The sequence below is a fragment of the Pseudomonas sp. MWU347 genome (assembly GCF_017947305.1).
Lineage (GTDB): Bacteria > Pseudomonadota > Gammaproteobacteria > Pseudomonadales > Pseudomonadaceae > Aquipseudomonas > Aquipseudomonas putida_A.
In genome coordinates, this window is the sequence record NZ_JAFGZB010000005.1 from 321,926 (window position 1) to 347,087 (window position 25,162).

A 25,162-nucleotide genomic window follows, 5' to 3' on the forward strand; every position below is an offset into this window, starting at 1 on the left:
CAAAGACTTTCGATTGTGCAAAAAAAACCGCCCTTTCGGGCGGCTAAAGTACTTCGACCATGATTCAGAAGCTTTGACTGAAGCTGATGTTGAACGCGCTGTCGTTGTTGTCGCTCGACACCTGGCCCGAGTAGCCGATGCCCAGCTTGCCGGTCGGGGTGACCTGGAAGTCGATGCCGGCTTCGAGCAATGCGCTGTCCTTGGCGATGGGTACGCCCTGGGTGCTGAACGAGGCGCCGCCGTCGATGAAGGTCAGGTCGGCGTCAGGTTTGGTGTCGCCGTAGGCATGCCGCCAGCCGATGGCCGCGCGCGGTGTCAGTTGGCTGCCATTGGCCAGGGTCACCAACTTGCCGATGCGCACACCGAGGGTCGAGTAGGTGATGTCCTGATCGGCGTCGGCCTTCAGGCGCCCCACTCCCCCTTTTTCCTTGCCGGTGTCGCTGTTGTAATTGACGTAGGCAAGCCCGGCGAACGGTTCGATGGCAACGCCTGCCGCGTTGATCGCGTAACCCACTTCACCGAACACCTGTGCACTGCGCGCGTCGTAATCGGCCTTCAGGCGATCGTTGTAAGTACCGACGCTGACATCGCGTTTGGTCTCGATGCTGTGCCAGCTGTAAGCCGCGCCGAGGCGCACCGCCAATGCATCGAATTGCGAGTTCAGATAACCGGCCAAGTGGTAGCTGTCGACCTTGGCATCTGAGTTGCGATCGTGCGCATTGAGGTTACTGCGGGTGTAGCCGGCCGCCATCCCGGCACGCCAGGTGTCATCCAGCGCCTTGTCGGTGCCGAGCATGAAACCGCCGAGGTTGCGATCGGCTTTCGCCGTGTTGCTGTCGCCGCCCATGTCGCCCCAGGCACCGATAGCCCGGATCCAGCCGACCATTTCCCCGTGGCAGCCGTTGCTGCTCAGTTGCGTGTCGCTCGGTGCCAGGGTTTTGCGTGGATCATCCGCGGCGCTGCACGATGGCTGGCGCATGCGGTCATTGACCGCCTCGCGGATGAAGCGCGAGTCCTCCAGCATGGCGCTGGCGGTGCTGGCGTGGATTTCACCCGACAGGCTGTCGAACGCATTGCGCGCACCGGCGACGCTGAGGTTGACGATCTGGTTCTGCAACGCCGCGCCGGCCGCTCCGTTATTGGACAGTGCCGTGGCGGTGCCGCGCTGGTTGCCCGTGGCAGCGACATCGGCGAACGAGTTGCCGTTGCGGCTCACGGCCAGGGTCACCGAATCGGCACCGTAGATCAGCGAGCTGCTAAGGAACGCGTACTGGGGCAGATCGGTGGCACTGAAGGTGCCGGTCACCCCACCGCCCGCAGTGATCAGCGAGTAGGTGGTGTTGCCGGTGAACGGCGCCAGGCTGTTGACCACCAGACCGCCGCCCAATGCCGCCGTACCACCCACCGCCAACGGTGTCGCGGTTGGCGAGCTGACGGTCAGCGCCAGTACACCATCGCTGCTGTTGGTCAGGTTGCCGGCCACGCTCAAGGTGCCGTCAGCGCCACCGGAAGCCACCACACCGTGGTTGACCACCGAACCGACGCTGCCATTACCGCTCAGGCCTGCGCCGTTGGCGACCGTGACTTGCCCGCCCAGTGAAGCACGGGCCGCACGGCTGCCGACTTGCAGCAGGCCTTGATCGACGGAAACCGTACCGCTGAACGGTTGATTGCCGACCATCAACAGGCGACTCACGCCGCGTTTGAACAGCGCGCCGGTGCCGTTGAGCACACCATTGAACTGGCCATCGGTGTTTTGCTGGAACACCAGCGTGGCGTTGTCGGTGATGTTGCCTTGCAGACTCGTGGTGTTACCGATCAGCGTACCGCCACTGACGGTGGTGCCACCGCTGTAGGTATTGGCGCCAGTCAGCACGAGGGTGCCGGAATCGAGTTTCTCGATACCGCCGGTGCCGATCAGCGGCACGTCGATTTCAGCACTGGCTCCGGCATTGACCCGCACCGGCGCCAGGCTGCCGTCGGCACCGTTGACCGGCGTCAGCGTACCGCCAGCGCCCGGCACCAGGTTGTAGCCGCCGGTGAGGAACTGCAGACCGGTGAAGTTCTGATTGCCCTGTACGGTGACCGTACCGGCCTGGCCGCCGAACACCGCGAACTGACCGTTGGAAGCCAGCGCCTGCGTGCCGCTCGGATCGGTCCAGTTGGTGCCCGGGCCCCACACGCCACTGCCGCCACCGATGCTGCCATCAGGGTTGGTAGTGCCGCCGTTCCAGAACTGCACTTCACCCGGTGTGCCCTGCACCAGCAGGTTGACCTGATTGGCGATCGCGGTTTGCAGCGTCAGGTTGGCCGCCGACACCGGCAGGCTGCCGTAGACCAGACCGTTGTCGGTCAGGCTGCCGCCGTAGCGGAACAGTTGATAGACCCCGGTGCCGAATCCGCCGGCATTGCTGATATTCAGCGTGCCGTCGAGGGTCAGGTTGCCGCCGACGTTGACCACGGTGGTTGAGCTGGTGGCCGAGCCGAGACTGAAGTCCAGGTTGGTGCCCGAGGACAACGCCAGCGAACCGACCGACAACGGTGTGGCACTGCCGCCACCGCTCAGCGTCGCACCATTGGCCAGTTGCACGTTGCCGCCCAGTTGCCCGCTGCCGCCGACTTTCGCGCCGCTGGCAACGTTGACGTTGGCGCTGTTGAGCACGCCATTGACGATCAGGTTGCCGGCCTGCACCGAGGTGTTGCCGGTGAAGGTGTTATTGCCGGTCAGGAGCAATTGGCCGGTGCCGATTTTGTTCAGCGTGCCGGCGCCGGTAAGGTTGCCGGTATAGCTGCCGTCGGCGTTCTGCGCGAAGGTCAGCGCCGCGTTGTTGACGATCGCGCCTTGCAGGCTGCTGGTGTCGCCGGTGGTCGTGCCACCGTTCAGCGTGGTGCCGCCGCTGTAGGTGTTGGCGCCGCTAAGCACGAGGTCACCGCTGCCGTTTTTCACCAGGCTGCCGGTGCCGGTGATGGCGCCGAGCAGCGTGGTGTTCTGGTTGCCGGCCAGGGTCAGTTGCGACCCCAGATTGATCGCGTTGGCCAGTTGCAGCGCCGAGGTGCTGTCGAGGCTGCCGTTGCCGGTCACGCTCAGTGCACCGCTGCTGATAGCGCTGTTGTTGCCCAGCACCAGCGTACCGCCAGCGAGCTGAGTACCACCGCTGTAGGTGTTGCTGCCGTTGAGGGTCAGGCTCGAAGCACCAGACTTGATCAGGCTGCCCGCCCCACTGACTACACCGTCGAGGGTCAAGGCGTTACTGCCAGCGACAGTCAGGCCACCGTTCACCACCACATCGTTGCCCAGCGTGACGGCCGCGTTGCTGTCCAGCGCGGTGCCGTCCGCAGCGGTCAACACACCGCTGCCGAGCGCTGCGTTGTTGCCAACGACGATCTTGCCGCCATTGAGCGCGGTGCCGCCGGTGTAGCCGTTGGCGGCGTTGAGCACCAGCGTGCCGGTGTCGTATTTGCCGAGGGTGCCGCTGCCGTTAAGCGCAACGCCGACGGTCGCGGTGGCGTTCGGATCGACTCGAACCGTGGCGTTACCCAACGAACCGTTGACCAGATTCAGCGAACCCGCGGTGCCGTCCTGCAGGCTGTAGCCATCGGTGACGAACTGCATGCCGGTGATGGTTTGTGCGCCGTTCACGGTGACCGTGCCCGCCGTGCCCTGGAACACCGCGAAGTTGTTGGTCCAGGCCTGATTGGTGGTGCCGTTGACGTCGGTCCAGTTGGTGGTGCCGGCGCCCCAGGTACCGCTGCCGCCATCCACCGAACCGTTGGCGACGAGTTGATTGCCGTCCCAGAACTGCACGGTGACGCCCGGTGCGGTAACCAGCAGGTTGATCTGGTTGGCCAGCGCGGTTTGCAGGGTCAGATCGCCCGGAGTGACGCTGCCCGGCACCGTGCCGATCAGCATGCCGTTGTCGGTCAGGCCGCCGGTGTAGTTGATCAACCGGTACACACCGCTGCCGAAACCACCGATGTCGCTGACATTGAGGTTGCCGTCGAGGGTCAGGTTGCCGCCGACGTTGACCAGCGCGTTGCCGCCACCGGAGACCGGCGTGCCCAGTCCGACATCGAAATTGGAGTTGGCGTTGAACACCAGCGAGTTGACCGACAAGGTGCTGCCGGTGGCGCCGGCCAGATGACCGCCATCCGCCACGGTTACCGCCCCGCCGAGCGAGCCGCCGCCGGTCAGGGTGCCGCCGCTGTTGACCAGTACGCTGGCGCTGTCCAGCGCGCCACTGACGTTCAAGGTGCCGGCGTTGACCGTGGTGTTGCCGGTCAGGCTGTTGAGGCCGGTCAGGGTCAGCGTACCAGTGCCGAGTTTGCTCAACTCGCCGGTGCCGGTGAGCACGCCGTCAAAAATGCTGCTGGCGTTGTTGCCGCCGATGCTCAGGGTGTTGCCGCCGCCGATCAGCGCTGTACCGCTACCGGTCAGGCTGGCGAGACTGCCGGAGCCGCCGAGGTTCAGCGTCGCCGCAGCGCCGAGATTGACTCCGGCATTGCTGCCCAATGCCGAGTTGCCCAGTGTCGTGAGGCTGCCCGACTGCACATCAAAGGTGCCGCTGAAGGTGTTGTTGCCGGACAGCGTCAGGTCGGCCAGACCATTCTTGGTCAGGGTGCCCGCCCCGGCGATTACGCCACCGAGCGTCAGGTTGTTGTTGCCAGCCACGCTCAGGTTGGCATTGACGTTGACGTTGTTGGCCAGCACCAGCGGCGCGGTGGTGTCGAGGGTCGACGCACCCGCCACGGTTACCGCGCCGGAGCCCAGGCCCGCCGAGGTGCCAAGGGTCACGGTGCCGGCGTTCAGTGTGGTGCCGCCGCTGTAAGTGTTAATGCCGTTGAGCGTCAGGTTCGACGCGCCGTTCTTGATCAGACCGCCGGTGCCGCTGACCACGCCGCTGAGCGCTACGTCGCTGCTGCCGGTATTGGTCAGATTGGCATTGAGCACCACGTTGTTGCCCAGCGACACCGAGGTGTTGCCGTCCAGCGCCGAGGCACCGGCCACGGTCAGGTTGCCCAGGCCGAGTGCGCCGTTGCTGCCGACGGTCAATGTGCCGGCGTTGAGAGTGACGCCGCCGAGGAAATTGTTAGCCCCGCTCAGGATCAGGTTGGCCGCACCATTCTTGGTCAGGCTGCCGGCGCCATTGATCGCACCGCTCAGTGTCAGATCGTTGCTGCCGACGACATCAAGGTTGCCCGCCAGATTGATCGCGTTACCCGCCGTAAAGGCGCCGCTGGCATCCAGTGTGGTGCCGCTCGCCGCGTTCAGAGTGGCCGAGCCCAGCGCGCTGTTCGACGCCAGAATCAAGCCGCCCGCATTCAGCGCCACCGGCCCGAGGAAAGCGTTGTTGCCGCCGAGGGTCAGGCTGGCCGCGCCATTTTTGATCAGGCCACCAGTCCCGCCGATCACGCCGTTGAGGGTCAGCGCATTACTGCCGACCACCGTCAGATTGCCATTGAGCGTTGCCGCGTTCGCCAAAGTGACCGCTGTGTTGCTATCGAGTTGTGTGCCAGCGTTGGCGGTCAGCGTGCCGCTGCCCAGCGCGGTGTTGCTGCCGACGATGATCTTGCCGCCGTCCAGTTGCGTGCCGCCGGTGTAGCTGTTGGCACCGTTGAGTACCAGGGTGCCGGCATCGAGTTTGTTGAGGATGCCGCTGCCGTTGATGTCCACGCCGACCGTGGCGGTCACGCCCGGATCGACCCGCATCGCCGTGGTGCCGCCGGTGCCATTGACGGCGGTCAGCAGACCCGACGTGCCGTTGACCACGTTGTAGCCATCGGTGAGGAATTGCATCCCGGTGAACAGTTGCGTGCCGTTGACCGACACTGTGCCGGCCGTGCCCTGGAACACCGCAAAATCGCCGGCCCAGGTCTGGTTCAGCGTGCCGTTGGAATTGGTCCAGTTGGTGCCGCCGGCAGTCCATGTACCGGTGCCGCCGTCCACATTACCGTTCGGGATGGTCTGGCTGCCGTCCCAGAAACGCAGGTTGGTGTTCGGTGCCGACACCACCAGGTTCACCTGATTGCCAAGGGTCTGCACAAGGATGTCACCGAGGCCATAACCCACCGGCACACCGGCCACGGTCAGGCCGTTGTCGGTCAGTGCGCCGATGTAGTTGAACAAGCGATAGACACCGACGCCAAAGCCGCCGGCATCGGTGACGTTGAGGTTACCGTCGAGGGTCAGGTTGCCGCCGATGTTCATCAGCGAGGAGGTCGATGGCGTGGCGAGGCTCGCGTCGACATTGCTGTTGGCAGTGAGAATCAGCGACGAGGTGGACAAGGTGTTGCCCGAGGACAACGCCAGATGACCGCCGCTGTTAATGGTGATGAAGCCAAGCGCCGAACCGGTACCTGTGAGCGTGGCGCCGTTGTTGATATTGAGCTGGGTGCTGGCCAGCGAACCGGTGAGATTCAGCGTACCGCCGTTGACATTGGTGTTGCCGGTAAGGCCGTTGCTGCCGGTGAGGTTCAGCGTCCCGGTTCCGACTTTGGTCAGCGCACCGCTGCCGCCGAGGTCGCCGTCGAAGGTGCTGGTGCTGTTCACGCCGCCCACCGTCAGGGTATTGCCTCCGGCGATCTGCACACTGCCGCTGCCGCTCAAGCCGTTGAGGCTGGCGCTGCTGTTGAGATAGAGATTGGCACCGGCGCTGATGTTGGCGCCGGAGGTGTTGCCCAGCGCCCCGCTGCTCACGGTGGTGACGCTGCCGGAGGCGATGTTCAGCGCACCGGTGAAGGTGTTGTTGCCGCTGAGCGTCAGATCGCCAAAGCCGTCCTTGGTCAGGCTGCCGGCGCCATCGATCACGCCGCTGATGTTCAGGGTGTTGCTGCCGGCCAGGGTCAGGCCGGCGTTGAGGGTGATGTTGTTGCCGACGCTCATGCCGGTGCTGGTGTCCAGCGTCGAAGCGCCACCGACGGTCAGGCCGCCACTGCCCAACGCAGCGGCCGAGCCCAGTGTCAGCGTACCCGCGTTGAGCGTGCTGCCACCGCTGAAGGTGTTGGTGCCGTTGACGGTCAGGTTGGCGCTACCGTTCTTGACCAGTTGGCCGGCGCCGCTGATCACGCCGCCGAGGGTCAGGTCCTGGGTGCCGCCGACGCTCAGCGCCGCATTGAGCACGACCGCGTTGGCCAGGCTGACCAGCGGCGAACTGCTGTCGAGCGTTGCCGCGCCGCCAACGGTCAACGCACCGGTGCCGAGCGCCGAACTGTTGCCGGCGGTCACCGTACCGGCGTTCAGCGTGGTGCCGCCGGCGTAGGTGTTGGTGCCGTTGAGGTTCAGATTGGCCGCGCCGTTTTTCACCAGGCTGCCGGCTCCGGCGACAGTGCCGGTGAGGGTCAGGTCTGCGCTGCCACCGATGTTCATCGCACCGGCCAGGTTGACCTGATTGCCCAGCGTGACGGCAGTGTTGGTGTCCAGCGTGGTGCCGGCTGCCGCGTTCAGCGCACCGCTGCCCAGCGCGGTATTGCTGCCGACGATCAGCTTGCCGACGTTGAGTGCGGTGTTGCCGAAGTAGGTGTTGGCGCCGTTGAGAATCAAATCAGCGGGGCCACTTTTGGTCAGGCCGCCAACTCCGGAAACCACCCCTGCAAGCGTCAGCGCATTGCTGCCGCCGATGGTCACGTTGCCGCCGAGGTTGACGTTGTTCGCCAGGCTGGTCGCGGTGCTGGCGTCCAGCGTGGTGTTGTTGCCAGCGTTGAGCACGCCGGTGCCGAGCGCGGTGTTGGAGCCGACGATCAGTGTCCCGGCGTTCAGCGACGTAGAGCCGGTGTAGGTATTGGCGCCGGTGAGGGTCAGGGTCGAAGCGCCAGTCTTGATCAGGTTGCTGCTGCCGCTGATCACGCCGCCGAGGGTCAGCGGGTTGGCACCGCCGGCAGTCAGGTTGGCGTTCAGGGCAATCGCGTTGTTCAGCGTCACGTTGGCGCTGCTGTTAAGCGTTGCGCCCGCACCGCCCACGGTCAACGTGCCGGTGCCGAGTGCCGCGCCGTTGCCGACGGTCAGGCTGCCGGCGTTGAGCGCGGTGCCACCGGTGAAGGTGTTGGCGCCGTTGAGGGTCAGGTTGGCCGTGCCGTTCTTGATCAACTGGCTGGCGCCGCTTAGCACGCCGCCGAGGATCATGCCGTTGCTGCCGCCGATGGCCAGGTTGCCGTTGAGGGCGACGTTGTTGTTGAGGATGACCGAGGTGTTGCTGTCGAGGGTCGCGGCGTTCGCGACGGTCAGGTCGCCGCTGCCCAATGCGGCGGCGTTGCCAACGGTCAGGGTGCCGGCATTCAGCGTGGTTCCGCCACTGAAGGTGTTGGCGCCGTTGAGAATCAGGTTGGCCGCGCCGTTCTTGGTCAGCCCGCCACTACCGCTGACTATGCCGCCGAGAGTCAGATTGGCGTTGCCGGCGATGTTCAGGTTGCCGCCGAGGGCGACCGCGTTGCTCAGCGCCACGGTGGTGCTGGCGTCGAGGGTGGTGCCCGCCGCCGTGGTCAGTGCGCCGGTGCCCAGCGCGGTGTTGGAGCCGACGATCAGCGTGCCATTATTCAGCGCGGTGCCACCGGAGAACGTGTTGTTGCCGCTGAGGGTCAGGTTCGCAGTGCCGCCCTTGATCAGGTTGCCGGCGCCGCTGATGACACCACTCAAACCAAGCGCCTGAGTGCCACCGATGGTCAGCCCGCCTGCCAGCGCGACGGCATTGGCTAACGTCACGGCGGCGGTCGCATCCAGCGTGGTGCCGGCCGCCGCGTTCAATGCGCCCGTGCCGAGGGCGGTGTTGCTGCCAACGAGCAAGCTGCCGCCATTGAGTGCGGTGGTGCCGCTGTTGGTGTTGTTGCCGGTCAGGGTCAGGCTGGCGCTGCCGCTCTTGGTGATCGCACCGGTGCCGGAGACGATGCCGCCCAGGGTCAGCGCATTGCTGCCGAGCACGTTCAGCGCACCGGTGATGCCGACGTTGTTGCCCAGTGTCACGTTGCCGGTGCTGTCGAGGCTGGTGCCGTTGCTGGTGTTGAGCACACCGGTACCCAGTGCGTTGTTGTTGCCGACGCGCAAGGCCCCGGCACTGAGACTGGTGATCCCGGTGTAGGTGTTGATGCCGTTGAGGGTCAGGCTGCCGCTGCCGGTCTTGGTCAGGTTGGCGGCGCCGCTGATTACCCCGCCCAAGGTCAACGCACCGGTGCCGGTTGCGGTGAGGGTGCTGTTGAGCGTGATCGCGTTAGCCAGTGAAATCGGTGCCGTCGCTGAAATGCTCGAAGAGCCGCCAACCGTGATGCCACCGGTACTGAACGACTGGTTGTTGCCCACCAGCACCACACCGCCATTGAGCACGGTGTTGCCGGTGTAAGTGTTGATGCCGTTGAGGTTGAGCTGGCCGCTGCCGATCTTGGTCAGGCCGCCTGTGCCGGAAATCACACCGTTGAGGGTCGTGCCGTTGATGCCCTGCAGGGTCAGGCCGCCGGCGCCCAGGTTGATCTGGTTGGCCAGCGTCAAACCGGCATTGCTGGCCTGGAGGATCCCGCCGTTGGACGTCAGCACGCCGCTGCCGAACGCCGCGTTGTCGTTAAACTGCGCGACACCGCCATTGAGGGTGGTCGCACCGCTGACCAACGGCCCCTGCAAGGTCCAGGTGCCGCTGTTGAGGGTCAGGTTGTTGAAGTTGACGTAGGTGGCGCTGGACGCCGTGCCCGTCCCGGTGGTGCCGCCGCCAAGGCCGATCGGGTTTTGCAGGATCAGCGTGTTGGTGCCGGCCGCGCCGCCATCGATCGTCCCGGTCGGGGCGAAGGTCAGGTTGATGCCGATCAGGCCACCGAGGCCGACGGAGACTTGCACACCGTCGCCGACGTTAACGCTGGAACCGGTGATCGCGTAGAAGGTGTTGGTGCTGCCCGCCCCCATCGACACACCGCCGGTGATGTTGCCGGCGTTGGTGAAGGTGTTGCCCGCCACTGACGTTTCGAACGCAATCCGGCCATTGATGGTGCCGCTGGCACTGTTGGTCATGTTGACTTGCGAACCGCCATACACCCCGACCACCGGGGTATCGGCCAGGGTGATGCCGCCGACCGACAGCCCGGTGGAGGTGATGGTGCCGTCGTTGGTGATGGTCGTGGTGCCCGACACCGAGTTGTTCACGGCAATCCCCAGCCCGTCGATGCTGGTCAGGTTGAGCCCGAGCAACATGCCGGTGCCGCGAATCAGCCCGGTGGCGTTGTTGACGATGCTCACCGTGCTGGTCGCGCCGGTACCGATGAACGCACCGCCACTGAGGATCGACACCAGGCCCAGCAAGGCCGGGTCGAGGGTGCCGGAGTTGTTCAGGTTGATGTTGGCCCCGGTCAGGTTGAGCACCTTGCCGCCCAGGGTGGCGTTCATCTGCGCTCCGTTGGTGACGTTGACCGTCAGGCCGCTGGTGGCACTGCTGTAGTCATTGAGAAACAGCGGCAGCGTCGGGACGCCCGAACAGGTAATCGTCGAACCTGCCGCCGAGCAGGTCGCGAGCGCCTGCTCGCTGACGCCGCCGAACAACAGTCCGGCAACGCTCAGGTGCACAGCAAGGGAAAGTGGGGAAAAACGCGAAACGAGGGCGACACCAAACCTTGCTTCCACGGGCTACTCCTTGTCGTGGCCAAATTCTTCCTTGAAGGCGTGGGAGACGTGCTTATTCCACACGCGAATCAAGACTGCGACGGTCATCACAAAACCGCGTCTTGGCTGACAAGCTAGTAGACGCCCCGCGATGGGGCACTGATTAAATGGTGTTAATACTTTAATACTAGGGCCTTCTAAACCGCGGGTTTCGGCCAGTAAACACTGGGTTTGGCGACACCTGACTAACCCTGTGGTGTATCTGTGAAGGATGTGTCAGCTGACCCGACGCCTTCGCGAGCAAGCCCTCTCCCACAAGGAGAAATGGGGACATCTGGAAAACTGGTACGCCTTGTGCAAACGTTTGCGACCTGCCTATAACGGCTTTTTCGTAACAAAACCGTACAGACCCGCAGAATCCGGGCCTCGATCCGCAAAAAAAGGACTTTGAATGCACGCTGCTTCCCGTCTTCGCGCCCCGTTTGCGCGCACGTTTGCTGTTTCCCTGCTACTGACCGGCGTTACCGGAGTTCTCAGCCACAGCGCATTGGCGCAACCGGCGCTGCCCGACGAATCCGCTCAGGGCGAAGCCCTCAGCCCGGAAGCTGCCCCGCCGAAAAAAGGCGCTTACCTGTCGGACTGGTACAACCAGGACCTGACACTGATCGGCAGCAAGGACATCAGTTTCGGGCCGCAACCAGCCGACGATATCTATCTGGAATACGAGTACTTCGGGCGCAAGGGTCCGTTCGAGCTGTACGGCTACGTCGACATTCCGAAGATCTTCAACATCGGCAACAGCCACGACAAAGGCGTGTGGGATCACGGCTCACCGGTGTTCATGGAACACGAGCCGCGCATCTCTATCGACTACCTCGCCGGCCGCAGCCTGGCCATCGGCCCGTTCAAGGAATGGTATGTGGCGTTCGACTGGATCTACGATCACGGCAGCCGTAAAGAAAACCGCGCCAACACCCTGTACAGCGGCTTCGGCACCGACATCGACACCCATTCGCGGGTCAACCTGTCGGCCAACCTGTACGGGCGCTACCAGTGGGAAAACTACGGTGCGAGCAATGAATATTCGTGGGACGGTTACCGCGCCCAGCTCAAGTACATCGTGCCGATCGACAAATTCAGCAACGGCGCGTCGCTGACCTACATCGGTTTCACCAACTTCGATTTCGGCTCGGACATTCACAAGGACAACCCGGCACGCACCGCCAATGCCACGGTGGCGACCAACGTGTTGCTGTATTCGTTCACCCACCTGCGCTTCACCCTGGTCGGCCGTTACTTCCATAACGGCGGCAACTGGGAGGACGGCAGTGAGTTGAACTTCGGCGACGGCAATTTCCGCGCGCGCTCCAACGGTTGGGGTTACTACGCCGGCATCGGCTACCAGTTCTGAAATCAGGAGATTCTCATGCAAGCAATGACGCGTCTGACCCTGGCCGCTGCGGCCCTGCTCTCTTCCACGGCGTGGGCGGCTGAAGCGCCGATCCAGCCGAAAGTCGTACTGATCACCATGTTCGCCCCCGAGGCGCAGAACTGGATCGAGCGCCTCGACCTAAAACAGGAAATCCGCGTACCGGGGCTGTCCGCCGAGTACCCGAGCATTCGCTGCAACAGCCAGCAGGTGTGTCTGCTGACCACCGGCATGGGCCAGACCAACGCTGCCGCCTCGACCCTGGCCCTGGCGCTGTCGCCGAAATTCGACCTGCGCAAAAGCTACTTCCTGATCGCGGGTATCGCCGGCATCAGCCCGAAGCACGGGACCATCGGCACCGCCGCGTGGGCGCATTACCTGGTGGAATTCGGTACCCAATGGGAACTGGATTCGCGCGATGCGCCGGCGAGCTGGCCGACCGGTTACCTCGGTATCAACACCAAGGGTCCGAACGAAAAGCCGCCGCTGGACTACAAGACCGAAGTCTTCGAACTCAACCCGACACTGCAGGCCAAAGCCTTCGCCCTGAGCCACAAGGTCGAACTGAGCGAGAGCAAGGAGTCGGCGGCGTGGCGCCGGAAATACCCCTCGGCCCCGGCCAATCAGCCGCCCGTGGTCACGCGCTGCGACACGCTGGCGGGCAACACCTGGTTCTCCGGTACACGCCTGAGCGAACGCGCCGAGGTCTGGACCAAACTGCTGACCGATAACAAGGGTGAATACTGCACCACACAACAGGAAGACAACTCCACCTATGAAGCGCTGCTGCGTGCCAGTCGCGAAGGTCTGGTGGATGTGCAGCGTCTGGCCGTGGTGCGTGCCGGCTCTGACTTTGATCGGCCGGCACCGGGCGGCAGTGAAGTGGATAATCTGCTGAAATACGCCGATCAGGGCGGGTTCGTGCCGGCGCTGGAAAACCTCTATCGCGCCGGCAACCCGCTGGTGCAGGACATTCTGAAACACTGGTCGGCGTGGGAAAACGGCGTTCCGCAATCCTGAGTACAACACGGTAAAAATGTGGGAGCGGGCTTGCTCGCGAATGCGGTGTATCAGCCAATACTTGCTTCGCTGACACACCGCTTTCGCGAGCAAGCCCGCTCCCACAGTTGTTTTGCGGTGTCAGGGAATAAGGATAATCTTGTCGCCACTGCCCTGATTCACCTGCGCGTAGCTGTCCACCCCCTCCGCCAATGGCACCTGCACCAACCCCTGCGGCAACGGCAACAGATCCTCATCAAAGAACCGCCCAAACTGCTCGAGCATCGCCGCACAGGCTTGCACGCCGTACAGCAGCGAGTTGATCCCGACCACCGAACCGCCCTTGCGGTACAACGCCAGCGCCGGCAACTGCACATGGCCGTCGACCGGTGCGGCGATGATCGCGATGCGGCCGAACGCGGCCAATGCCGCCACCGAGGCCGGCAGCCAGAAGCCGGTGGTGTCGAAGATCACGTCAGCGCCACCGCTGTACACCGCGTTGACCTGCGCGCCGAGGTCTTCGGGTTTATCCAGCTGAATCGTCTGGAAGCCCTGCGCCTGCAACTCCTTGACCTGCTCCGGCCGCCGCGCCGCTGCCAGTATCTGCGCACCGCGCACCTTGGCCAACGCCAATGCCGCCGTGGCCACCGCGCCGCCACCGATCACCAGCAAACGGGTTTCAGCCGTCACCAAGCTACGCTCCAGCGCATCCCACGCCGTGGTGTACGGCACGCCGAGGCTGGCCGCCTGGGCGAAACTCAAGTGCGACGGTTTGTGCGCCACGCCATTGGCTGGCAGTTTGACGAACTGCGCGTGCGAGCCATCGGCGAAAAAGCCCAGCTCACGCCCGGTGCCCCAGACTTCCTGACCGAGCAACGCCTGCGGGCCTTCGACCACGACACCGGCAAAATCACGCCCGGGAATCCGTGGCAACGTGGTGTACGGAAATCGCCCGAGCACGTTCTTCACATCGCTGGGGTTCAGACCGGCCGCCTTGATCTCGACCAGCACTTCATCAGCGCCGGGCAGCGGGGTCGGTACGTCGACGAAATGCAGGGAAGACAGATCGCCGGTTTTATCGAATTGCAGTGCTTTCATGAGGACATCCATCAAAGGGAAAAAGGAATTCAGGACAGCCAACCGGCGACCAGTTGCCGGCCCATCGGCCACAGCTGCTCACCCGCGAGCATGCCCAGCAGCCCCACCAGCGCGATGGCCGGAGGTGCCGGGGAACGAAAATCCAGCGCGCCATAGAGCAGGCCGACACCGAGACCGATGGCCAGCGAAATCAGGTAATTCATGGAGGAAACTCCGCCGCGTGAAAGGAATGGGCAAAGTCTAGGGAAGGATCGGCAGAGGTGTCGGCCAAGGACTTCTGAATTTCGGCCAATTCCCCGCGTTCACTGCCGTCCCCTGTGGGAGCGGGCTTGCTCGCGAAGGCGGCGGGTCAGTCACTTTATGCTTCACAGACAAACCGCTTTCGCGAGCAAGCCCGCTCCCACAGGGATTGCGTTCAGGTGGCCGTAAATTGCGAAGGCGCCACGCCCAGCTCGCGCCGGAACATGTCACTGAAACTGCTCGGCGAATACCCCAGCTCCCGAGCAATCGCACTCACTGGCACGCCCTGAATCAACTCGGCCACCGCCGTCGCCAGTTGCACCTGCCGCCGCCATTCGGCGAAGCCCATGCCGAGGCTGTCCTTGAACAACCGCGCCAGCGTGCGCACACTCGCCCCGGCGTTTTCCGCGTGCTGTTCGAACGGGATCTCCAGCGACGGTGACGCCATCACCGCCTGGCACAGATTCATCAGGCGCCGGTCGGAATCGTCCGGCAGCGGGATCTTTAATTGCGAGCGCCTGGCACGCTTGAGCTCCAGCAACGCCAGCCCGACCAACGCGTCGTAATAGGCCGGCTCACCGCTATCGCCCTGCTCCACCAGCCCGACGATCAACTCGCGCAACAGCCCTCCGACTTCAATCACCTGCACTGTCGGATCCAGCGTTGCCGCCAGCACCGGGCGCAGGTAGATATTGCGCATCTGCAAGTCCGAGACCACGCGAATTCCATGCGGCACCCCGGGTGGCAACCACACCGCGCGCTGCGGCGGCACCACCAGTGCCTCATGCGGGGTTTCAACCCACATCACCCCGCTCATTGCATACAGCAACTGCCCCCAGACATGCTCGTGCGGCTCGATGAACAAACCACGCGGATAGGTACGCGCCAGCGGTTGCACCGGCACATCGGTATCCGTGAGATCGGGGGGTGCGGCGAGGGCCATGGCGAGCATTCATTGGGGTTGGCGGAAGGCGCATGGTAACCAGTCGGTCACAGCGTCGACAACGATAGATACCGTCGGACAATCCGAGTGAATTTTCCCGACGCGCCGCGATCCTTCTAATACCACAGGGAGGATTACGGGCTTTATGAACAACGCAAAACTGTTTGTCATCGATTACACCCTTCACGGCACGCCTAAGTCGTTCATTATCCGCTCGGACAGAATGGACAACGCCGAGGCGTGGCACTGGGCAAGCTGCGACGCCGGTGTGGGTCGCATCCCGCGTTTCGGCCGGGAAAAAGTGCAAAAGACCAGCAAACCGATGGCGGAGAAATTCGGCGTGGAAAATGTCACATGGCGACCGGCGAGCTAGACTCTCGTCAGGCGATGGGGACTCTTTGGGGGCGTACACAATGACCAGCATCTTCAGCCCGGCGCATCTGGATTACGGACTGGACACCCTGTTCGGACGTATCACCAAAAGCGTGGACTGTCGGGTGGGTCTTGAGGCTGTCGAAGACGACCCGTATAGCTTCGCCCTGCGTGTGCCGGCGCCGTTACCGGAAGACCTCGACCAGGCGAAAACCGTGGTGGTCAGGGTTGACGGGCGACGACTGCAAGGCACGGTGCGCCGTACCGAACGGCTGGATGATGAAAGCCTGAAACTGCAAGTGGAGCCTGATTAGGCTCCACTTTTTTTGCGCGCGGTTATTTGGGGTGGGCGCAATGGCAGCCTTTGCTTGAACACTCTTCACCGCCCTTGTGGTGGTGAGCGCAGGCTTCACAGCAATAGTGTTTGCCGTGCACGGCGTAGGCGTGGTCGCCTTCCTTGATCGTGCATTTGCAGTTGGGGCAGTCGCATTTTCTATCGGGCATGGGGGCAGACTCCTTTTTTTGGTGGTTGTCTGGGCTTTTGGGATAAGCCGTAAATACCAGTGTAGGAGCTGACGAAGGCTGCGATCTTTTGATTTTGCTTGGGTGCGATTTGGATACTTGGTTTTTGGGTGTATATCCGTTTTTTCGGGTGCTGCCGCTGGCGGTTTCGCTCTTACAGCGAGTCACCTTTTCCAAACGCCGAAAAGGTAACCCAAAAGGCTTTGCCCCGGCGTACGGCACTTCGCTTAGGCTCAGTGTTCCCTCGCTACGGTGTCCATCCGGGGGCATCGCCTCCGGTTTGCTTCGCTGCACCTCCTCTCGATGTATGCGGCTCCGCCGCATGGCGCTGCGCGCCTACCCCCCGGATGAACACCTTCGCTCGGCCTGCCGAAGGGGCAAAAGATCAAAAGCCAAAGCCACATCAAAAGCCAGATCAAGAGCCCCTCACCCTAGCCCTCTCCCGGAGGGAGAGGGAACTGATCGCGGTGTTTGGGAGAGGTGCGCCGACGTGAAACACCCAGTCGAACTCAGGTTCTGAAAGGCTCAAAAATCGGCTCCCTCTCCCTCGGGAGAGGGCTGGGGTGAGGGGTAGATCCAACACAGAACACAAGCCGACCGCATGCTTTTCCACCACTCAACAGGATGAGCGCAAGCTCGGCTGCAGCTTTTGATCTTGATCCACGGGCGACGTCGGAAGGCTGAGTGGAGGGATTCATCCGGGGGTGGGAGCGCAGCGACCGTTTGGCGCAGCCAAACACAGCGAGAGGAGGTGCAGCGAAGCAAACCGTAGGCGCTGCGCCCGGATGAAGCCCGGAGCGAAGGGACCCCGAGCCCCAGCGAGCGGGCCGAACGTAGGAGCAAGCGTTTTTTTGCTTACTTTTTTTAGGCGTTTGTAAAAAAAGTGAGTCGCCGTAAGGGCGAAACCCTAAGCCGCCGTTACCGCAGCAACGGATATACACCCAATCTCAATCAGAACGACGAACACTGCTCCGATACATAAAAACCAAAGCCAACCCCAGACACACCATCGCCAACACCCGAGAAGACGAAAGCTCGATCGCCGGATTCCCCAGCCAGCCAAAATTGTCGATCAACATCCCCATCCCAAGTTGGCCAACAATCACCGCAACAGTCGCCACCGCAGTCCCCACAACAGGCACCGCGCCAACCATGACCATCATGTAAACCACGCCAAACAGCGCACCGCAGACCTGCCACTTCGGCACATCGAGCAAACTCACCGCATGCGCCGGTTCAAAAAACACGATCAACAACCCGGTGACCACAGCCCCGACGAAAAACGTCAGCAAACTGCTGCGCAGCACCCCGACGCTTTCACCAAGGCGCCCATTGATCGCCGCCTGCACACTCAACACCGCGCCAGCCAACACCACCACCGCCAACAAAATAACCAGACTCATATTCTCAACCCCGCGCAATCAGAACCAGTGCCACCACAATCAACACCAATGCCAGCCAGCGCTCGGCATTGACCTTCTTGCGCGTCGCGCCGAACCAGCCGAAATGGTCGATCAGCACACTCTTGCCGACCTGCCCGGACAAAATCGCGATCATCGTCATCGCAATCCCGATATGCGGCGTTGCCAGGGTCAGCACCACCACGTACATCGGCCCGAGAAAGCCGCCGATCAATTGCCAGCGCGGCAGATCGGTCAGCGCCGGGCCTTTCTGCGGGCCGGCGAACAACAGCAGCAAAAACAGAATCGCCGAACCCACGCCGAAGATGCTCAAGGTCGCCCACAGATGCCCGACCTGCTCCCCCAGCGGCCCCAGTAATCCGGCCTCCACCGACAGGCCCATGCCGGCCAGAATCACCAGCGGCAGCAACAACAGGCGCAACCACGACCGGGTCGCCGGCGCCGGCACACTCACTTCATCCAATGTCTGCATCATCCAAAACCCAAGCAAGTAAACGATGGCGCGGATTATCGGCTGGCGTAGCTGTGCGATAAATGGGAGCATCCGGACAACACTTTTGCGCAATGCGCACAGCAGGACGATCCATGCACGGGCTGAACGAACTAGGATTCAAGGCGCTGAGGCTGTTTGTGGCGGTGCTCGACCACGGCAGTTTTTCCGAAGTCGCCCGGCGCGAGGGCGTGGCGCCCTCTTCAATTTCACGGCAGATCCAGTTGATGGAGCAGGCGCTGAACCAGCAATTGCTCTACCGCCACACCCGCGCCGTGACGCCGACCGAGGCCGGGCGCATGCTCGGCCACCATGCGCGGCTGGTGCTGGTGCAACTGGAAGAGGCCGAGCAGGCGTTGCAGGAGCAGCAAAGCGAACCCACCGGGCTGGTGCGGATCAACGCGCCGGTGGTGTTCGGCCAACGGCATCTGACGCCGTGGCTCGGTCAGTTGTGCGCGCGCTATCCAAAGCTGCAACTGGACATCCAGCAGACTGACCATTACGTCGACCCGTTGCAGGAAGGCGCCGACCTGCTGTTTCGCATCGGCCCGATGCACGACTCGAGCATGCAGGCGCGGATTCTCGCGCCGCACCGCTTTCAGGTCGCGGCCAGCCCGACTTATCTGAAGCGCCACGGCACACCGCAACATCCCGACGAACTCGCGCAACACCAGTGCCTGGCCTACAAAGGTGCGACCGGTCAGCAACGCTGGTTTTTCCGTCAGGATCAGGACGACTGGACGCCTTACTCGGTCAAAGGCCCGATCACTGGCAACCACGCCGACACCCTCACCCAGGCCGCCGAACAAGGCTTGGGGCTGGTGATGTTTCCGTCCTGGTTGATTGGTGAAGCGGTGCGCGAAGGCACGCTGGTGCCGGTGTTGCGCGAGTATCAGGTGTCGAACAGCCTGGAGCCGCAGCAGATCGCAGTGCTGTGGCCGGGGAGTCGAAGGTTGTCGGTGAAGGTGCGGACGGTGATTGATTTCTTTGTTGAGTGCTTCGGCGAAGTGCCGTACTGGGACAGACCTTGAAGCTGAAAATCAAAAGCCCCTCACCCTAGCCCTCTCCCAGAGGGAGAGGGGACTGATCGGGGGATAGTCAAGAGATACGCTGACATGAGCGATCGGCTTTGAATCCATAATCGACTGGTTTTTTCAGGTCGATGTATGACGCGAGACGCTGCGGTCGGTTCCCTCTCCCCCCGGGAGAGGGCTAGGTTGAGGGCCCGCTTGAGGATTCACACAATTATCAGATGCGGAACTGGCCCACCAGCTTGCCCAATCGCTGGCCAAGTTCGGCCAGGCTGCGCGAAGTCTGCGCGCCCAACTGGGTCTCATCCGCCACGCTGTCCACCGCCACCGCGATCTGATGCACGCTGCGGTTGATCTCTTCGGCCACCGCGGTTTGTTCCTCGGCTGCGCTGGCGATCTGCGCGTTCATCGAGTTGATCGTCGCGATCAGGTCAGCCATGGCATCCAGCGACGCCCCGGCCTGATTGGCCTGCGCCGAAGTGCCATCGCCCGCTTCACTGGAACGGCGCATCGCCTCGACCGCCGACTGCGTGCCGGCCTGCAGGCGATCGATCATGCCCTGAATTTCCTGAGTGCTGATCTGCGTGCGGCTGGCCAGTGCCCGCACTTCGTCCGCCACCACTGCAAAGCCGCGCCCGGCCTCCCCGGCGCGTGCCGCTTCAATCGCCGCGTTCAGCGCCAAGAGGTTGGTCTGCTCGGCAATCGAACGGATCACCCCAAGCACGCCGACAATCGACGACACGTCCTGCTGCAGGCTGTCGAGCGACACGCCGCTGCTGCGAATGTCATCCACCAGCGCATGAATCTGTTTGATGCTGCCGGCCACCACGCGTTTGGCGCTCTGGCCTTCTTCGTCGGTCTGCTGCGCGGCGACCGCAGCGTTCTGCGCGCTCTTGGCGACTTCCTGGGCAGCGGCGGACATCTCGTTGATCGCCGTGGCGACCTGATCGGTCTCGTGGCGCTGACGCTCCATCGCCTGATCGGAACGCTGAGCCTGATCGGAAACCTGGGTCACCAGGCCGGTCAGTTGCGTGGTCATCTCGGTGATCTGCCGCACCAGACCGTGGATCTTGTCGACGAAGCGGTTGAACGAGCCGGCCAGTTCGCCGAGTTCGTCCTGGCTGGTGATGTTCAACCGGCGCGTGAGATCGCCCTCGCCCGCCGCGATGTCGTCGAGGTTGGCTTTCATCAGGTTCAACGGCCGCAGAATGGTGTTGGCCAACAGCATCCCCGCGATGGCAATCACCAACAGCACCAGCACCGCCACGCCGACGATACTGAGGATCACGCCTTGCATGCGCTCCTGCACTTGCGCCTCAACCACTGCCACTTGCGCTTCAATGCCGTCGAGGTTGACCGAGGTACCGACCGCCATGTCCCACTTCGCCAGGTACTCGGTGTAGCCGAGTTTCGGCACCAGCACGCTGGCATTGCCCGGCAGCGGCGAGCTGTATTGCAAATAGTGGGTGCCGTCCTTCGCCACTTTCACCAGGCCGAGGTTGACGTAGACGCCATTCGGGTCGCGGTTGTCCTTGAAGCTTTTGCCCACGCCTTCAGGATCGTTGGCCTTGAACAGGCGCACGGTCTCGGAGTCGTAGCCGAAGAAGTAGCCGTCCTTGCCGTAGCGGATGCCCGACAGCAGCTTGATCGCCTGCGCCCGCGCCGCGTTGTCGCCGGGGGCGGCAGCGTCGTACAGCGGCTTGATCGTGGTCATGGCCACGGCGACGTAACTTTGCAACGTGGCCTTGGCGTCGGCGAGCAGGCGCTCACGGGTCTGCTCGACTTCGGTGTGCGCCTGTTGCTGGAGGATGAATAGCGTGGTCAGGCTGATGACCAGCGCAAAGAGCAGCACCGGCAGGACGGCAAGGGACAGGACTTTGGCCTTGAGACTCAAGCGCATTGGGGGGCTCACTCTTTTGGTTTTATTGGCGTGGTTAAAGGCGTTAACGGCACGCGAAAGCAAAAGTTGAGCGGGGGATTCACCGCATTCCCCTGTGGGAGCGGGCTTGCTCGCGAAGGGCGTCGTGTCAGTCAACATTTATGTTTCTGATACACCGCTTTCGCGAGCAAGCCCGCTCCCACAGAGGATTGGCGGGTTTAGAGGACCATCGCGGCCACCCAACCGAACGCCAGCAGCGGCAGGTTGTAGTGCAGGAAGGTCGGGACCACGGTGTCCCAGATGTGGTGATGCTGGCCATCGACATTCAGACCGGAGGTCGGGCCCAGCGTCGAGTCCGAGGCCGGCGAGCCGGTGTCGCCCAGCGCCCCGGCGGTGCCGACGATGCACACGATGGCCATCGGGCTGAAGCCCAGCTGCACGCACAGCGGCACGAAAATCGCCGCCAGAATCGGCACCGTGGAGAACGACGAGCCGATACCGATGGTCACCATCAGGCCCACCAGCAGCATCAACAGCGCGCCGATCGCCTGGCTGTGATCGATCCACGCCGCCGCGCTTTCGACCAGCGAGCGCACTTCGCCGGTAGCCTTGAGCACTTCGGCGAAACCCGAGGCGGAGATCATGATGAAGCCGATCATCGCCATCATCTTCATGCCTTCGGTGAACAGGTCGTCGGTCTCACGCCACTTGACGATGCCCGAGGCCGAGAAAATCAGGAACCCGGCCAGTGCGCCGATAATCATCGAATCCAGCAGCAACTGAATGATGAACGCGGCGGCAATCGCCAGACCGGCAATGGCGATGGTCTTCGGGTTGTACGCCACGCTGACTTGCTCGACTTGTTCGATCTTCTGCAGATCGTAAACGCGCTTCTTGCGATAGCTGAAAAACACCGCCAGCAACAGGCCGAAGACCATGCCCAGCGCCGGAATCGCCATGGCGTGCATGACGTTGATCTGGCTGATATCGACCCCGGCCTTGCTGACGTTGGCCAGCAGGATCTGGTTGAGGAAAATGTTGCCGAACCCCACCGGGAACACCATGTACGGGGTGATCAGGCCGAAGGTCATGACGCAGGCGATCAACCGGCGATCCAGCTGCAACTTGGTCAGTACATAAAGCAGCGGCGGCACCAGCAGCGGAATGAACGCAATGTGGATCGGCAGGATGTTCTGCGAGGCAATCGCCACCACCCACAGCAGGCCGATCAGCAGCCACTTGACGCTGCCGCCGCCGGTCGAATGCTGACGATCGACCATCGCCAGGGCCTTGTCGGCCAGCGCATGGGCCAGGCCGGACTTGGCAATCGCCACGGCGAAAGCGCCGAGCAACGCGTAGGACAACGCCACCGTCGCCCCGCCACCCAGGCCGCTGTTGAACGCCTTGAGCGTGGCGTCGATGCCCAGACCACCGGTCAGGCCACCAACCAGCGCACCGACGATCAGGGCGATCACCACGTGCACACGGGACAGGCTGAGGATCAGCATGACGCCGACCGCAGCAATCACTGCATTCATTTCACTACCTCAAAAACACTGCGATGAAATCATCACCGCCAGACAGGATGAGTCCGCCAACGGTTAACCGGCGGATTTGCAAAGAGGGTCTTATTAGAAGGGCGCGCACTGTGCCGCAGAGTGGCGGCGGTGTCAAAGCGAGCGGCTGAACTGAAATGTAACGGGCAATGGAGGACCCTGTGGCGAGGGGATTTATCCCCGATCGGCTGCGCAGCAGTCGCCAAACCTGAATATGCAATTTCTCTGAACGATTGTGAGGGCGGCTTCGCCCCCCCCCATCGGGGATAAATCCCCTCACCACAGGTATCTGATCGCCAGCATGCGGCAATTGGTCATATTGCGCTTGAACAATAAAGAAAGCCGAAACGCGGCCGTTACAGTGCAAAGTCTCAGATATTTATCGAATAAGGACGTCTCCATGTCGCTCAGACAACTTTCCATTCAATGGAAAATCACCCTGCTCGCCGGCCTGTGCCTGGCGGGCATCGTGACCCTGCTGGTGGGTCTTTCGCTGTATCGCATGGAGCACAGCTCCGAGCTGGTGAAGGCTTCGAGCATGGAGATGCTGACCGAGTCGGCCCAGGCGCGCATTGAGTCGCAGGGTGAGGTGCAGGCGGCCGGGATTCGCCAGCAGTTCATGGACGCCTATCAATACGGTCACGGTTTCTCGCGGCAGGTGCTGTTCCTGCGCGAACAGGCCGAGAAGCGCTTCCTCGACGCCTTCGACCTGCGCGAAGACATGACCCGCCAGGTCAAGTCCGCCCTGCAAGCCAACCCGGATCTGCTCGGTCTGTCGCTGGTGTTCGAAGCCAACGCGCTGGATGGCAAGGATGAACTGTTCGCCGGTCAGGCCGAGCTGGGCAGCAACGACAAGGGCCGCTTCGCCCTGTACTGGTCGCAGCCGACGCCCGGCAAAGTCACCTCGATGGCCCTGCCGGAAAGCGACATGGCCGACACCAGCACCGGCCCCAGCGGTCAGGCGGCCAACGCCTGGTTCACCTGCCCGCGCACCACGCTCAAACCGTGCGTGATCGAACCGTACTTCTATGTGATCGACGGTCAGAACGTGCTGATGACCAGCATCGTCTTCCCGCTGATGGTCAACGGCAAAGTCATCGCCTCGCTGTCGGTGGACATCAATCTCAACAGCCTGCAGGCGATCAGCCAGGGCGCGAGCAAAAAACTCTACGACGGCCAGACCGCCGTGAGCATCATCAGCCCCACCGGCCTGCTCGCCGGCTACAGCCCGGACGCCAGCAAGCTGAGCAAGCGTCTGGATGCCGTGGACACCGTCAGCGGCGCTGAACTGCTGCGTCAGCTCGCGGCCAGCAGCAGCGTCAGCAGCCTGCACAGCAACGGCCAGTTGAAAGTGCTGTCGCCGTTCCAGCCGATCCCCGGTGGGCCGTCGTGGGGCGTGTTGCTCGACGTGCCGGAAAAGGTGCTGGTCAGCCGCGCCGAAGCGCTCAAGCAGCAACTGGATGCGAGCAACAACTCCGGCACCCTGATCGAGCTGAGCCTCGGCGTGCTGGCGGCATTGGTCGGCCTGCTGCTGGTGTGGCTGATGGCGCGCAGCGTGACCAAACCGATCCTCGGCGTGGCCCACATGCTCGAAGACATCGCCAGTGGTGAAGGTGATCTGACCCGGCGTCTGGCCTATGACAAGCAGGATGAACTCGGTCAACTGGCTGGCTGGTTCAACAAGTTCCTCGACAAGTTGCAGCCGATCATCGCCGAGGTGAAGCACTCGGTGCAGGATGCGCGCAACACCGCCGACCAGTCCTCGGCCATCGCCACCCAGACCAGCGCCGGCATGGAGCAGCAATACCGTCAGGTCGATCAGGTCGCCACTGCCTCCCACGAAATGAGCGCCACCGCGCAGGACGTTGCACGCAGCGCCGCGCAAGCCGCTGAAGCAGCCAAGGACGCCGACCGCGCCACCCGTCAGGGCCTGACCGTGATCGACCGCACCACCGCGAGCATCGACGCCCTCGCCGCCGACATGAACGCGGCGATGGTTCAGGTCGAAGGCCTGGCTGCCAACAGCGAGAAGATCGGCACCGTGCTGGAAACCATCCGCGCCATCGCCGAACAGACCAATCTGTTGGCGCTCAACGCGGCGATCGAAGCAGCGCGTGCCGGTGAAGCCGGGCGTGGTTTTGCCGTGGTCGCCGACGAAGTGCGCAACCTCGCCCGCCGCACGCAGGAGTCGGTGGAAGAAACCCGTCAGGTCATCGAGCAATTGCAGACCGGTACCCAGGATGTGGTCGGGTCGATGGGCAACAGCCATCGTCAGGCGCAGGGCAGTGTCGAACAGGTCGGGCAAGCGGTGACCGCACTGCGCCAGATCGGCGATGCAGTGACGGTGATCAGCGACATGAACCTGCAGATCGCCAGCGCGGCGGAAGAACAGAGCGCGGTGGCCGAGGAGATCAACAACAACGTCGCGACCATTCGTGATGTGACCGAATCGCTGTCCGGACAGGCCAATGAGTCGGCGCGGGTGAGCCAGTCGCTGAACAGCCTGGCGAATCAACAGCAGAGTCTGATGGATCAGTTCCGGGTCTGAAAACCATCACCGTCCCTGTAGGAGTGAGCCTGCTCGCGATAGCGGTTTGTCAGACACATTGATTTCGAAT

At 62.9% G+C, this 25,162-nt stretch carries 15 protein-coding genes; 6 read left to right on the top strand and 9 right to left on the bottom strand.

Translation table 11 applies throughout. From position 1 onward, the window contains the following. Positions 1-64: 64 nt before the first annotated feature. A complete protein-coding gene (locus KCG87_RS13385) occupies positions 65-10,585 on the bottom strand; it encodes an autotransporter-associated beta strand repeat-containing protein (RefSeq protein ID WP_210557545.1) in 10,521 nt (3,506 codons plus the stop codon). A 430-nt stretch (positions 10,586-11,015) separates the two neighbouring features. On the opposite strand from KCG87_RS13385, the gene KCG87_RS13390 reads away from it, so the two are divergent. Both KCG87_RS13390 and KCG87_RS13395 read left to right on the top strand, forming a co-directional pair. Then, a complete protein-coding gene (locus tag KCG87_RS13390) occupies positions 11,016-11,975 on the top strand; it encodes a nucleoside-specific channel-forming protein Tsx (protein ID WP_135295363.1) in 960 nt (319 codons plus the stop codon). A 15-nt stretch (positions 11,976-11,990) separates the two neighbouring features. Beyond that, positions 11,991-13,013, top strand: coding sequence for a purine nucleoside permease (locus KCG87_RS13395; protein ID WP_210557544.1), 1,023 nt, complete (start codon positions 11,991-11,993; stop codon positions 13,011-13,013). 120 nt (positions 13,014-13,133) lie between these two features. On the opposite strand, the gene KCG87_RS13400 is transcribed toward KCG87_RS13395, so the two are convergent. The 3 genes from KCG87_RS13400 to KCG87_RS13410 all read right to left on the bottom strand — a co-directional run bounded on the left by KCG87_RS13400 (position 13,134) and on the right by KCG87_RS13410 (position 15,282). Beyond that, positions 13,134-14,090: a zinc-binding alcohol dehydrogenase family protein gene (locus tag KCG87_RS13400; protein ID WP_139055735.1), complete on the bottom strand. Its 957-nt coding sequence runs from the start codon at positions 14,088-14,090 to the stop codon at positions 13,134-13,136. A 29-nt stretch (positions 14,091-14,119) separates the two neighbouring features. Continuing rightward, positions 14,120-14,293, bottom strand: coding sequence for a DUF1427 family protein (locus KCG87_RS13405; RefSeq protein WP_007969534.1), 174 nt, complete (start codon positions 14,291-14,293; stop codon positions 14,120-14,122). A gap of 212 nt (positions 14,294-14,505) precedes the next feature. Then, on the bottom strand, positions 14,506-15,282 hold the full coding sequence (locus KCG87_RS13410) for a helix-turn-helix transcriptional regulator (protein WP_103369744.1): 777 nt from the start codon (positions 15,280-15,282) through the stop codon (positions 14,506-14,508). Between the two features lie 136 nt (positions 15,283-15,418). Here KCG87_RS13410 and KCG87_RS13415 point away from each other — a divergent pair, with 136 nt between their 5' ends. Both KCG87_RS13415 and KCG87_RS13420 read left to right on the top strand, forming a co-directional pair. Then, complete coding sequence (locus tag KCG87_RS13415; protein WP_027613849.1) at positions 15,419-15,646, top strand: DUF6555 family protein; 228 nt, start codon at positions 15,419-15,421, stop codon at positions 15,644-15,646. 40 nt (positions 15,647-15,686) lie between these two features. Then, complete coding sequence (locus KCG87_RS13420; protein ID WP_098968039.1) at positions 15,687-15,959, top strand: hypothetical protein; 273 nt, start codon at positions 15,687-15,689, stop codon at positions 15,957-15,959. A 22-nt stretch (positions 15,960-15,981) separates the two neighbouring features. Here the strand turns inward: KCG87_RS13420 and KCG87_RS13425 are convergent, their stop codons facing one another. From KCG87_RS13425 to KCG87_RS13435, 3 genes are all read right to left on the bottom strand, one after another. Continuing rightward, the gene (locus tag KCG87_RS13425) at positions 15,982-16,149 is read right to left on the bottom strand and encodes a metallothionein (RefSeq protein WP_081730276.1); all 168 of its coding nucleotides are present in this window, start codon (positions 16,147-16,149) and stop codon (positions 15,982-15,984) included. A gap of 965 nt (positions 16,150-17,114) precedes the next feature. Then, on the bottom strand, positions 17,115-17,570 hold the full coding sequence (locus KCG87_RS13430) for a DMT family transporter (protein WP_095138734.1): 456 nt from the start codon (positions 17,568-17,570) through the stop codon (positions 17,115-17,117). A gap of 4 nt (positions 17,571-17,574) precedes the next feature. Continuing rightward, positions 17,575-18,060 carry a DMT family transporter gene (locus tag KCG87_RS13435; protein WP_103369836.1) on the bottom strand — a complete coding sequence of 162 codons (486 nt, stop codon included), beginning with the start codon at positions 18,058-18,060 and terminating at the stop codon, positions 17,575-17,577. A gap of 113 nt (positions 18,061-18,173) precedes the next feature. Between KCG87_RS13435 and KCG87_RS13440 the strand changes: the two genes are divergently transcribed. Beyond that, complete coding sequence (locus KCG87_RS13440; protein ID WP_139055733.1) at positions 18,174-19,109, top strand: LysR family transcriptional regulator; 936 nt, start codon at positions 18,174-18,176, stop codon at positions 19,107-19,109. Between the two features lie 217 nt (positions 19,110-19,326). Here the strand turns inward: KCG87_RS13440 and KCG87_RS13445 are convergent, their stop codons facing one another. Together KCG87_RS13445 and KCG87_RS13450 are read right to left on the bottom strand one after the other, a co-directional pair. After that, complete coding sequence (locus tag KCG87_RS13445) at positions 19,327-21,009, bottom strand: methyl-accepting chemotaxis protein (RefSeq protein ID WP_202369738.1); 1,683 nt, start codon at positions 21,007-21,009, stop codon at positions 19,327-19,329. Between the two features lie 197 nt (positions 21,010-21,206). Beyond that, on the bottom strand, positions 21,207-22,526 hold the full coding sequence (locus KCG87_RS13450; RefSeq protein ID WP_097087731.1) for a Na+/H+ antiporter NhaC family protein: 1,320 nt from the start codon (positions 22,524-22,526) through the stop codon (positions 21,207-21,209). Between the two features lie 418 nt (positions 22,527-22,944). On the opposite strand from KCG87_RS13450, the gene KCG87_RS13455 reads away from it, so the two are divergent. After that, on the top strand, positions 22,945-25,092 hold the full coding sequence (locus KCG87_RS13455; protein ID WP_210557542.1) for a methyl-accepting chemotaxis protein: 2,148 nt from the start codon (positions 22,945-22,947) through the stop codon (positions 25,090-25,092). The last annotated feature ends 70 nt before the right edge of the window (positions 25,093-25,162 follow it).